At 55.8% G+C, this 12,435-nt stretch carries 10 protein-coding genes; all 10 read right to left on the bottom strand.

Going from position 1 to position 12,435, the window contains the following annotated elements; all coding sequences use genetic code 11:
• Nucleotides 1-7: 7 nt before the first annotated feature.
• The 10 genes from ACLBWT_RS08690 to ACLBWT_RS08645 all read right to left on the bottom strand — a co-directional run bounded on the left by ACLBWT_RS08690 (nucleotide 8) and on the right by ACLBWT_RS08645 (nucleotide 12,406).
• On the bottom strand, nucleotides 8-1,708 hold the full coding sequence (locus ACLBWT_RS08690; protein WP_447662661.1) for a glycerol-3-phosphate dehydrogenase/oxidase: 1,701 nt from the start codon (nucleotides 1,706-1,708) through the stop codon (nucleotides 8-10).
• A 151-nt stretch (nucleotides 1,709-1,859) separates the two neighbouring features.
• Nucleotides 1,860-3,356 (bottom strand): glycerol kinase GlpK, encoded by a 1,497-nt coding sequence (gene glpK / locus ACLBWT_RS08685; RefSeq protein WP_447662660.1) that lies wholly within the window; start codon nucleotides 3,354-3,356, stop codon nucleotides 1,860-1,862.
• Nucleotides 3,357-3,554: 198 nt separating this feature from the next.
• Nucleotides 3,555-4,139, bottom strand: coding sequence for a glycerol-3-phosphate responsive antiterminator (locus ACLBWT_RS08680; RefSeq protein ID WP_447662659.1), 585 nt, complete (start codon nucleotides 4,137-4,139; stop codon nucleotides 3,555-3,557).
• Nucleotides 4,140-4,523: 384 nt separating this feature from the next.
• Nucleotides 4,524-4,802, bottom strand: a complete 279-nt coding sequence (locus ACLBWT_RS08675) for an SMI1/KNR4 family protein (protein ID WP_447662658.1) — start codon at nucleotides 4,800-4,802, stop codon at nucleotides 4,524-4,526.
• Nucleotides 4,803-5,262: 460 nt separating this feature from the next.
• Complete coding sequence (locus tag ACLBWT_RS08670; protein WP_447662657.1) at nucleotides 5,263-5,730, bottom strand: hypothetical protein; 468 nt, start codon at nucleotides 5,728-5,730, stop codon at nucleotides 5,263-5,265.
• Nucleotides 5,731-5,732: 2 nt separating this feature from the next.
• Entirely contained in the window at nucleotides 5,733-7,562 is a 1,830-nt protein-coding gene (locus ACLBWT_RS08665) for a WXG100 family type VII secretion target (RefSeq protein ID WP_447662656.1), read from the bottom strand.
• A 117-nt stretch (nucleotides 7,563-7,679) separates the two neighbouring features.
• Complete coding sequence (locus ACLBWT_RS08660) at nucleotides 7,680-10,463, bottom strand: hypothetical protein (protein WP_447662655.1); 2,784 nt, start codon at nucleotides 10,461-10,463, stop codon at nucleotides 7,680-7,682.
• Between the two features lie 18 nt (nucleotides 10,464-10,481).
• Nucleotides 10,482-11,306 carry a copper amine oxidase N-terminal domain-containing protein gene (locus ACLBWT_RS08655; protein ID WP_447662654.1) on the bottom strand — a complete coding sequence of 275 codons (825 nt, stop codon included), beginning with the start codon at nucleotides 11,304-11,306 and terminating at the stop codon, nucleotides 10,482-10,484.
• 18 nt (nucleotides 11,307-11,324) lie between these two features.
• Nucleotides 11,325-11,660, bottom strand: a complete 336-nt coding sequence (locus tag ACLBWT_RS08650) for a hypothetical protein (protein ID WP_447662653.1) — start codon at nucleotides 11,658-11,660, stop codon at nucleotides 11,325-11,327.
• Nucleotides 11,657-12,406 (bottom strand): hypothetical protein, encoded by a 750-nt coding sequence (locus ACLBWT_RS08645; protein ID WP_447662652.1) that lies wholly within the window; start codon nucleotides 12,404-12,406, stop codon nucleotides 11,657-11,659. Before ACLBWT_RS08645 ends, ACLBWT_RS08650 begins: the two co-directional genes overlap by 4 nt.
• Nucleotides 12,407-12,435: the final 29 nt, after the last annotated feature.

Genomic DNA, 12,435 nt, shown 5'->3' with positions numbered 1-12,435 from the left:
ACCGGCGTCATCCCGTCCGGCCTGCCGAATCCGGCCTGGCATCGACTGCGTCCCGCAGCTCCGTCTCCAGCTCCGCCATGAATGTCTCCATCGTCTCTTCGCCATATCCGAGCTCGCGAGCCATGACCGCCGCAGCTGCGTCCTTCCACTGCAGCGCGCTCGCCCGGTCGAAGAACAACGCTCCGGTCCGGCGGATCAGGAAGTCCGCGGGCTTGGCCGCCATCTCGTGCCGGATCGCGTACAGCAGAGCGGCATGGATCTCCGGCGGCAGCTTGTCCGCTCCTCCGATCCGCAAGGCCGGCGGGCGCTCGCCGGCTCCCGGCAGCAGCGAGTACACGGTGCCGGCATTGCTGCCGTAGCGGCCGGCAATCAGCGCCGCAGCCGATCCGGACAAGCCCTGCATCCGGCCCATCGCCTCCGACTGCTTGCGGAAGCCGGGGAAGCCGGATGAGCCTCCGACATCGCCGCCCGACAACGGGATATCCTTCGTGCGGCATCTCGGATACTTCCGTCCGCTCTCGCGTCCAAGCTCGGCCGCGAGCATATCCGTCACCGTCTCCGCCATCCGCCGGTAGCCGGTCAGCTTGCCTCCGGCGATCGTGAGCAGGCCGGAGTCCGAGCGGAACACCTCGTCGCGGCGCGATACCTCGGAGGGAGACTTGCCCTCCTCGTAGATGAGCGGCCGCAGTCCCGCCCAGCTGGACTCCACGTCGGCCTCGGTCAGTCCGAGCGACGGGAACATCGCTGCCGCCGCCTCCACGACATACTTCCGGTCGGCTTCCGTCATCTTCGGCGCGGCGGCGTCTCCGTCGTAATCGGTGTCGGTCGTACCGACATACGTTTTGCCGTCGCGGGGAATGGCGAACATCATGCGGCCGTCCGGCGTATCGAAGTAGACGGCCTGGCGCAGCGGAAAACGGCTGCCGTCGAAAACGAGATGGATTCCCTTGGTGAGGCGCAGCGTCTTGCCCTGCCGGGACCCGTCCAGCTCGCGGATGCCGTCCACCCACGGGCCGGTCGCGTTGACGATATGCCGGGCCTTTACGACGCAAGCCCGTCCGCCGATCACGTCCGCCGCGCGGACGCCGCAGATGCGGCCGTTCTCGTAGAGCAGCTCTTCCGCCTTCACGTAGTTGACGGCCTTCGCACCGAGCTCGGCTGCTTTTTTCATCACCTCGATGGTCAGACGCGCGTCGTCGGTCCGGTACTCGACATAATAGCCGCCGCCCTTGAGGCCCTCTTTCCTGAGCAGCGGCTCCTTGGCCAACGCCGCCTCGACTCCGAGCATCCGCCTCCGCTCGCGCAGCTTGACGCCCGCCAGCCGGTCATAGACCGCCAGCCCGATGGAGGTGGAGAGCTTGCCGAACGTGCCTCCCTTGTAGATCGGCAGCAGCATCCACTCCGGCGTCGTCACATGAGGACCGTTCTCGTAGACGACCGCCCGCTCGCGTCCGACCTCGGCCACCATCTTCACCTCGAATTGCTTCAGGTAGCGGAGGCCGCCATGGACCAGCTTGGTCGAGCGGCTGGAGGTGCCCGCAGCGAAATCCTGCATCTCGATCAGCGCCGTCTTCATTCCTCTCGACTGCGCGTCCAGCGCGATGCCCGCGCCTGTAATTCCGCCTCCGATGACGAGCACATCCCAGGTTTCTTCCGACAGCTCCTTCAGCAGCGAGCCTCTATCCAACGCTGAAAATCGGGTTTCCATATTAGCCTCCTCGAATCCATTCCCTCTAAGCTCCAAATAAAAAGCCGCAAGCCGTCCGGGCTGCTCCATAAAAGGGCAGCCGGACGCTTGCGGCGTTCTCCGATATCTACAGGCCGATATTAACTTGCTTCAAGCGTACCAGAATAGCGCGCTAATGGAAAGCCCGAGTTGCCGCAACGGCTTTTTTCCACCCCGCGTAGAGGCCGTCCCTCTCCTCCGCCTCCATCGCGGGCTCGAAGCGGCGGTTCATCCTCCAGCTTCCGCCCACCTCCGAGCGGTCCTTCCAATACCCGACGGCAAGTCCAGCGAGATAGGCTGCGCCAAGCACCGTCGTTTCGTTGATTTCCGGACGCTCTACCGGCACGCCCAGAATATCGCTTTGGAACTGCATGAGAAAATCGTTCTTCACGACGCCGCCGTCCACCCGCAGCGAGGCGAGCGGCATGCCGGAATCCTCTTCCATGGCGGCGATGACGTCCTTGGACTGATAGGCCAGCGACTCCAGCACGGCGCGGATGAAATGCTCCTTCTCCGCTCCGCTCGTCAGACCGAACACCGCCCCGCGCGCCTCGCTGTCCCAGTAGGGAGTCCCGAGCCCGACAAAGGCCGGCACGACATAGACGCCTTTGGTCGAGGTCACCCGCGCGGCATACGCCTCGCTGTCGGCAGCCGACTTGATCATGCGCAGCCCGTCCCGCAGCCACTGCACGGCCGATCCGGCGACGAAGACGCTGCCCTCCAGCGCATACTGCGGCTCCTCGCCCTCCGCGCAGCATGCGACCGTCGTGAGCAGGCCGTGAGACGATCTCACGGGCTTGGAGCCGGTATGCATCAGCATGAAGCAGCCGGTCCCGTACGTGTTCTTGGTCATTCCCTCCTCGAAGCAGGCCTGACCGAACAGCGCGGCCTGCTGGTCTCCGGCGACGCCCGCAATCGGGATCCTGCAGCCGAAGAAGTGATGCGGAACCGTATGGCCGAATACGCCGGACGAAGGCCTCGCTTCGGGAAGCATCGCAGGGGGAACACCTAGAGCTTCCAGCAGCTCCCCATCCCATTTCATTTCGTGGATATTGAAGAGAAGCGTCCTTGAAGCGTTGGTGTAGTCCGTCACATGGGAAGCACCGCCGGTCAGCTTCCAGATGAGCCAGCTGTCGATCGTTCCGAACAGCAGCTCGCCGCGCTCCGCCCTCTCCCTCGCTCCGTCGACATGATCCAGAATCCACTTCACCTTCGTGCCGGAGAAATACGGATCGATCAGGAGGCCCGTCTTGGAGCGGAACAGCCGCTCATGTCCGGCTTGGCGCAGCTCCTCGCAAATGTCCGCTGTCTGCCTGGATTGCCAGACGACGGCGCGATGAACCGGATTGCCGGTATGGCGGTCCCAGACGACCGCCGTCTCCCGCTGGTTGGTGATGCCGATCGCCTCGATCTGATCAGGGCGCAGGCTCGCCTTGGAGAGCGCCGCTGCCATGACCCCCAGCACGGACACCCAGATCTCGCTTGCGTCATGCTCCACCCAGCCCGGACGGGGATAATGCTGGGTGATCTCCTGCTGAGCCGATGTCACGAACTCGCCGCCGCGGCCGACGACGACTGCTCGCGTGCTGGTCGTTCCCTGATCGATGGACAGGATATAGGTATCGCTCATCACTTCTCCTCCTTTTCCTCTGCAACTAAATGTATTCCTCAGCGCTAGTTCATCTTATATAGCCGCAAAAATCCCCTGCCTATTCCAAGGGGCCACTGGAAAAGTTGTCGCTGCATTCGCGGATCATTCTTCCGATCGCTGTTGTCCCCGTATTCCCAGAACGATTCCGCGCCTTTCGCTTGTTTTTCAGCGGCCCGCCTATTCCAGCGGCGACGCCGGTTCGCCGGTCCGGTCAAAATGCTTCCACAGCTCCACGCGCGAAGTCGTGACCGCCGCCGCTCCGGCCGCCGTCGCCTTCTCCACATCCCATACCGAGCGGATCAGCCCTCCGGCGAAGATAGGAATGCCGGTCCTCTCCTTCACCTCGGCGATCATATCCGGGATGACTCCCGGCAGCACCTCGATGTAATCGGGCTGCGAGCGCTCCAGCAGCGCATAGCTCTTGTTCAGCGCGCCGGAGTCGAGCAGAAATACCCGCTGGATGGCGAGCAGGCCATTCTGCCTGGTCTTCGCGATGACGCTCGCCCTCGTGGAGAGTATTCCCGCCGGCCTTATGATCTGGCACAGGAATTCCGCCGCGTGCTCGTCGTTCTTGAGCCCTTCGATAAGATCGGCGTGAATGAGCAGCTGCTTGCCGCCGGACCTCGCCAGATCAAGGATCGGCTTCAGCTGGCTGATGTGGCTGTCGAGCAGAACGATGTATTCATAGGAGAAGCCCATGAGCTTCTCCAGATCCTTCGGCTTGCGGATAGCCGGCAGGATCAGCTGTCCCTTGAAGGCCATGCCGTCTTCCCCCCTTATCGGACTGATAGCCCCTCATCTTCCTGACAGCAAAAAGGAAAAAGCCCGCGTCAAGCTGCCGTTTGCAATGAAACAGCGCTTGATGCGGACCTCCCTTTCTCCGTCGCCCTATTAACTTGAATTCATTATATCGGCCTGCTGGAAACGTTGTCAACGTACGCTTGCCGCCAGGCTCTGATCCGCTCGCTCTTCTCGGCGAAGGCGGCGGACGTCGCTTCCGGCCGGGCATGGCGCTTCCTTCCGCAGCAAGCAGCTGATTCCAGCCGGGAATGATCTCATGGCGCGGAGTGATGGGAGAGGATGTTGATCAGCATGCCCTCGGATGCGAAGCTGATCACTTCCTGAATGAATCGTTCTCAGTTGCTTCTATTCCGTCAACATGGTTACGAATTCTCCAAAACTATCCGCCACATGGTAGCTTACGGGGTCGAATTCACCCGAATCAGCAAGATCCCACACGCAAACTTTGGGGCTATTTCTAGATTCACGGAAATCCAAGCAGAGAAAATCACCAGCGTATAGAATAGCAATCGGCAATAAAGCAACTCCTACCAAGTCTTCATCATCGATCAATCTCTCGTCAAGCTGAGATTTAGTAGCGTCAATATCAAATATGCCAAACTCATTTTCGGTTCGGTTCTGCAAGAATGTAAAAATCTAGTTATGGCATAGCTATGATCATTGCAACGGAACGAACGAATTTCTGGAATGCAGCCATTATTTTTTTTAATAAATTCTTTATACTCCAATGGCAGTTCCCTTTACTATAGTTGTCGTGCTATCCATCTTGAAAGGTGCGATTCTGTCTTCCTCTCCCTCACTATCGCTACAGGGTAATCTACAGTTGCGAGTAAATTTCAAAAAACCGCAAGAAAGCGAACATAACAAAAAACAGGTCAATCATGGTAGTATCTGACCATAATCGACCTGTTTTATGTAACGCTTTAGCGTTATTTAGGTTATAATTGTCAAGCATTATTGTGCGTACAAACGAAATGTCGAAATCTCTATATGGGTATTTCCTAAGTGTGTTACTGGTTGAATGATGGGCTCATTCGGCACTGGGCAGCCCCTCATTAAATATAATGATTTGGCAAACTTTTATTCACTGGCTGCTGTATACTAGTTCTAACTCTCGTTTAAATTCATTGTACATTGCAAATGCATCCTCTAATATCTCTTTTAGATCATTGTAATTACGAAAAACTGGCTTATTAATTTTATCGTCATCTTTATCATCTAATAATTGCTTTAACATTCCCCATGGAAGCCCAGTTTGTAATTCATTATTTTTCCATACTGCCCATATGAACTCTACAAGCCCATATTTCAGCGAGATATTAAATTGAAACTTAGATGAGTCTATTTCATCTACAACCTTAAAAAATTTCTCCTTCTTATCGAAGCTAGCTTTAAGACCTAACTCCGCAAAGAGATTTAAAACTTCATTATTATCGTATGCTTCAAAACTCTCATCTGAATTAAAAGAATATTTTGCTGATAGGTTTCTATACTTAGCTATAAAATCCATATTTGTTAATGCTGATCGTATTTCTGGTTTTAGTTGCAACATTGCTATTCCCCCCTGAAACGTAATTCAATGCCATATTTACTCTTAGCCAACTCGATGTACTCTTGTATTTGACTGAAATTTTTATTAGATATGGGTATTTCAAGTATTTGTTTACCTGTGAGTGGAAGCCTGTCAAGTTCTGGATATGCATTTGATCTAATAACTGTACCTGAGGGATACTTATTTTTCAATTCCTTTAAGTAACTTTCAAATGTTGATATATCGATTACTTCTAAATCTGTGGCTTTTCTTGATATTATTTCTCCTTTAATCGGGTCATAAGAATCCAATCGTTTCCCATTACTCAAATGAAGTTCGTTAACTGGATACCAATCCTCTTTTACAGCTTTTTTATTAAACGCATTACCTCTTGCCATGGGTGAATCATTCAGCCAGTAGTCCCTAGCTTCTTTCCACTCTAACCGATCTCGTGAAGTTTTTCCCTCTTTCGTTTTGCGTGCAAGATACTTTTCATAATCAGACTCTAATTTAGAATCATTAAATTTACCAATGGAAGACAGTAGATCTTTACCCGTCCCCTCAACCTTCCAAAAACGATCAGAATCCGACCCCTTAACATCCACGTTCCCTTTATTCCCAGCAGCCAGATCAGCCAATTCACTCCGAGAAATTTCCATCTGCCTCAGAAAGTTGTCCTGAACTGGCGTTCGAGGCAATGCTCCGAAATTCCTGCCTGGACTTAAATCCGCTGGAATTCTTGGCCCTGCCGGCACCGGGACAGGTCCGAATGAGATTCCGTCCAATCCCTTTGGTATCGCTCCATCTACTTTTTTCGTCAACTCGGTTATTCCTTCGACTACCTTGCCTGCTTTGGTGACCTTGGTCATTGCTGCTCCAGGTATGAGGATCGTCGATATCGCTCCAAGCGCCTGCGCCTTCTCCTCCGGGCTCATCTGCTCGAAGTCCGCATAGACCTCGTTGGCAACTTCGACAACCTTTTCGGGATTCTGGATGAAATACGCGGCGCCAGCTGCTGTTCGTTTGGCCGCATCGATCGCTTCTTTCGTCATTTGGGCCGGGTCGATCACCAACTCGATCGCCAACTCGCCTATATCGATGACGCTCGTGATGACTTCCGTGCCCAGACCGAGAACAAATTCCTCGCTTAAATGCAGCGCCTGCTCCCAACCGCTTCTCCCATAGATCGTTCTCACCCAGGCGACATAAGCCGTATACGGGACTTGAACGTTCATATACTCTTTATCTTTTTCCAGCACATGCTCATTAAAATACGCAAAGGTAAGCTCATTTTCTTTATTGGCGGCTGTAATCAGCGTTCCATCGGGCAAATGTGTCGGCGGCAGCATGCTTTTGACGTAAGCCTCAACCTTCGCCTGCAGCTCTTTTCGTTGAATGTCCTCTTCTATCCGGGGAGGGGAACCTGTCGCCGACAGCCTAGCCAGCTCTGTCCTTGCCCAGCCATCCATCATCCCCTTCACGCTGTACTGTCCAATCTTCATCCATTCCATGGCAGGCATCTCCATGACATTCCGGCCTGCCAAGGAACGGATCAGCCTCCGATTCCTCTCCTCCGCATCCGCATAGTCTTCTGCGGCTCGGCGCAGCTCTGCCGCCTGGCGCTGCGTCTTCTCGTCCAGATACGCAGCCAGCCTGCTTGCTTCCCGATGAATCTCCTGCATCCGGCTTACGGAGCCTTGGACATAAGCTTCCCCATATTCGGATCGAATGGAGTCCGCCATCCGCTCCAGCCCTGCCATTCCTCCTGAGGCCGACTCATCCAGCGCAACGGCAAGACGCTTCATTCCATCCGACAAGCTGGCCAATTGGTCGAGATGAACCGACTGTCTCATTCCTTCCGCCCACCTCCAGAACTATGAATGGGATCCATTCCATTTGCTGCCGCAACCCGCTGATAGACGTTCACAAAAATAGACGCCGTCTTATCGACCGGCGTCCTCAACCTCATCTCAGTTGTTCAAATCATCCAGCATGGAGCCCTGCACGGTAATGCCGACGACGTCCAGCTCCTTGATTCCCTTCAAGGCCGGAAGGACGTTATAGGCATGTTTTTCTTTGGACAGGTCGATATCCTCGACCCAGGCCCGGATCGCATAGCCGCCATTCGCCATATTGGCATGCGTATAAAGCGGCAGATTGTCCTTGTTGATCTGAATGGTCACCGTCGTCGTTTCCGTGATCTCGTACATCTTTTCGTTCTTCACGTACTCGCGGTATTGGTAGCTGCTCTGGCTGCCCGCCGTGGACGACTCGGAATAACCCTCCATCACTTTCTTCCAGTAAGGATCCGTGACATCGCCGTCTTGCTCCCGGGCTGCAGAGGACTTGATTTCCCTCACGGTTTTCTTGTAGCTGTCGCTGCTTTCTCTCCTGCCGGTGACCGTCAGCAGCTCTTTCCCGTCCACGCCCTTGTTGTTTTTGGCGGACAAGACGCCCATTTTGCGCTCGAAGCCTCCCCCGCTCGCGGATAGCTGCTCGCCCCGGATGTTGACCGCGCGCTTGTCGGAGTCGATGTACATCAGATCGGTTCCGTAGCGGAACGAGTCCGTTGCCGCCTCGACCAGGTCTTTATGGTCCTGCGTATCGTCCGGGGTCGGCTTGTAGGTCACCGTCTTCACCTTGAACGTGTAGATTCCGGCGGGATTGAAGTAGTAGCCCGACTTGATCGGATAGGCGAACTTCTGCAGCTCGCGGTCCGTAGCGAAAACGGCCTTGTCATAGCTGGATTTGCTGCCCGCTCCGTTCTTGGCCGCCTCTCTGGCCGTCTTATAGCTGTCGGCCATGGAGGTTTTCACGCCCCAGTCCAGCTCCCCGCTCGCCTGCTGGGTGAAGCTGCGCTCGTAGCGGCCGTCGACGGCCGTCCACTTGATCGGCTTGCCGGCCGCATCGACATCCTTCATCCAGCGGACGACGTCGAATTTGTAGGCTTCGTTTTCCCAATACAGCTTTTTGGGCTCAGCCGTCTTGTCCTGGTTCCCCTCGATTTTTTGGTCGTAATTATGCTGCACGAGAGTTTTGGAGCCGTTGTAAATATTGACGAGGAAAGCCTTCGTATCGGTGCCGTCGTCAAAGCTTGCCGACGCCGTCCCTGTCTGCCGCTCGGTTTCCATTCTCTTGCAGCCGCCGTTCTCGTCCGCTTCCGCGCAGTAGTCGTACTCGTATTTCCAAGGCCGGACGACATCGCCGGAATAGAGGATGCTGCCGATCCGGTCCGCCGACGCCGGCTCGGCGCCCTTGAAGAAACGGCCGCCGACAGGGTCGTCGCCGAAGTCCTTGCGGTCGACGACCGCCTTGATCTGCGGGTTGCGCGTAATGATCGTTCCCGCCTCGTTTACCGGTGGATTATTGTCGTCCCGGAACTGCCTGTACAGATCCGGCGCCTGGTTCGAGACGCTCAGAGCGCCGGTCGCATTGCCGGTCCAGGCGTAGTTGGAACCGCCCGGGAGACTGAGAACAGCCGTTATATCCGCTCCGTTGGCCAGCGGGAAGTCCAGCTGCCGGGAGAGGATGTCATAGCCCACCTCGATCGGCGTGATTTTTTTCACGGCTCTCGGAAGAGAGTCGATGGAATTGTTTGCCGTGTAGGTTTCTTTCGGCGAATCTCCATCCCGGTTGACGGAAAACTGGACGCGGACGTCGCGCTCCGGCATGGTGAACGTCGCATAGAGAACCGATTCTCCATTTGGATTCAGCGTGATTCGGCCGGTTGGAGCGGGTCCCTCCACTCCTTTGACCGAGTATGTGACGCCTCGGACCGAGCGGTCTGTTCCCGTCTCGACCACACTCCAGGAGAAGGGCGCCGTTGCTTGATTCTTGAACGTCGACTTCACCCTGACGCCGATTCTCACCTCGCTGCCGGATACGGCCGCCGATGGCAGCTGCTCGAAGCTGGCCGACAAGTCGGCTTCGGGAGGACCGACCAGATCGAACGGCGCCATCGGGATGCTTAAAAACGTTATTCTACCAGGCGTATTTTCAATGAAGACCATGCCGTAGCCCCATGAGATCCGGGTCGGAGGCTGAAATACATGCACATAATCCTGCCATTTTCCTCCCAGGCTCGGTTTGGCGCCTTTGTCGAACACGATTCGGTCCTTATACGCTTCATTTTGATGGTTGTAGATGAATTGGCTGTACTTCTTGCCTGCGTACAGCCTGTTCAGCCCTTCCTGAATCGAATCCTCGAGCGTAACGTTCCGATCCGTGAAGCCATTGCCCCGCTTATTGAACTGATTCGGCATGATGAAATAGCGGTTGGTCACTTTTTCCTTGCGCCAAGGCTCCTCGATCATCTTCATATCCTGAATCTTGTGGCCGCTCCAGCCCGCGTACCAAGGGGTTCCTTCCGTCGGAACCGAGGAGCCGGCCAGCGTATAGCCCGAATATTCCGTCACCGGAGTCTTCATGTGGATCAGCGTGTCGCCATGATCGGACCCGTATACCACTTCAAAGGCATAATGCCCATCGATCTTTTGCGATTCCTGCAGCTTGTTCCGGATCAGATCCTTCCGGTAAGGTCCGAACTTGGATGTATTTTCCGGGAAATAGCTTTCCAGCCCGTAAATATCGAACATGTCCCGGTTGATCTCCGCCAGCACTTCGGATGGATCGGAGCTGCTCGTCAGCGCGCGCTCCGGAGGATCGCCCTGGGCTGCTGCGAAGGATGGGACTGCCGAAGGGAACAAGCTGGAAACAGCCGCAAGGACTAGAGAAATAGATAGGATTCTTTTCATTTTTCACCCGCATGCCCGCTAGTATTTTTTCAACATGACCGTGATGGCTGTGTCGCTGTAATAGGCGGAGCCGACCAGCACCTTGTAGGTCGCATCCTCGAATTTTTTCGTTTCGAGCTCCATGTCTCTCTTCGTCTTCTTTTTCGCGTATGCGATGATGGCATCCACCGTCTTGGCCTCGATTTTCTGCTTCAGGATCGCTTCGGCTTCAACTATTTGCCTCTCGAAATCCGCACCCTTCAATCCGAAAGGCAGAATGAGGACGATGACCCCTCCGTCTTCCTTCACTTCGGACGGCTCCGAAACGTCGATCATAAGCTTCGACTCATATTCCTTTTTGATGACGAAGCCGTTGGCATTGATTTCGTCCCCGGTTCCGCCCGTCGCCGGAGGCTTCGCCGTCCCGATTCCCGTCGTATCAATATAGATCGTATTGATCTTCTTGTCCCAATTGACCGATGCGCCCAGAGCCTCGCTCACGAAGCGGATCGGCACGAACGTGCGGCTGCTCTTCACGAGAGCGGCGGTATCCATGAGCTTCTTCTCGCCGTTGACCTTGTATTCTTTCTTGCCGACCGTCACGGCTACGTTCATGCCGGCAGCCGAGACAGAGGCAAGCTTCGCGCCGCTGTTCCAGTCGACCTTGGCGCCGAGCGCCTGGCTGACGAAGCGCAGCGGCACCTGAGCGCGCGAGCTGCTGTCCACGAAAGGCTGCGCGTCCGGCAGGCTGATCCTCTCCCCGTTGACGACGATGCGCAGCGGCAGAGAAGCAGCTTGAGAGGCGGCGGGAACGGCAACTGCCGCGATCATGCCGGCAGCGAGCAAGGAAATGATTTTCTTCATTATGGGTTCCTCCTTGGTTTAAATGACGAACAGCAGCACGATGCCGAGGACGGCCGCCACAAGCAAAGTCATGACGGTGAAAAAGGGGAAGGAGATGCGCGCTTCGATCCACTCCATGCGGCTGAAATGCCAATCGAAAAGGAAGCGGGTCCAGAACCTTTGCCCGGGCTTCAGCTCCCGTTCTCCAAGCCAAAACCGGTAGAAATGGCCTGCCTGCACCATCTCTTCATTTCCCTGCCGGTTATTGCGGATCATCTTGCGATGCTCCTTTTTGTACCTCTTGTATGTATCGTTCAAGTCTTGCCACCAGCGGTCGTTCCAGCCTTCATATCGACGGAAGAGCTTGCCGATCATGCCGCCTCTTCGCCAAGACGGTAGAACCGGGGCAGATCCAGCAGATAGGCGCAATAAGCGGCAAACAGCGAAACCTCCTCCACGACGCCCCCCGAGGCCAGAAGCGTCTTCAGCAGCAGCTGCTCGAAGCTGTCGGCGATGAGAGCTTCCTTGATCAGAGGCCTGCGGTTGAGCAGGGAAATATCGATCGCTCCGAACAGCCAGTCCATGAACCCCGGGGCATGCTGGAAGAGCGGCTGGGCAATGTAGAGGGAATCCCCTGGATTCAGCCCGCTGGCGGATTCATCGACGATCAGCTCCTGCTCATGGGCAGCCAGATAACCGGCGTAAGCCCGTTCGGTGCGGCGGATCTCGGCGATGATGGCGTCATCTCCCCCCTCGCTCCCGGCCTTGGCTTCCAGGAAGCAGAAGGCGCCGATGAAGTCGCCTGCAGCCTGCCTGCCCCAGCGGCGCAAATGAATGAGCACCGCTTCTGTCGCTTCCTCATGGGATTCGGCCTTTTCAAGATCCTCTCCGATCTGCTTCACCATATCCTCGTTGTTCACCCAGTCACGGGCGTAGGCATGCGCATAGCCCTGCAGCCCGATCCACTTGTTCTGGATCAGCTGCGCCAGCTCACGGCTGTGCTCCGGCTTCAGGCTGGAGCCCCCGTCCTCGTATTCGATCAACAGCTTGTTCGAGAAAGCTTCCATTTCCATGGGATTGTTCAAATCAATGGGAATCAATGTCACCGGCGTAGCCGTCATTTTTTCACGCTCCTGTCGTCATCATGGAT

This window comes from Paenibacillus sp. D51F, assembly GCF_053345695.1.
The sequence above is the reverse complement of the archived record's forward strand: the minus strand, read 5'-3'. Positions and strand labels throughout refer to the sequence as shown.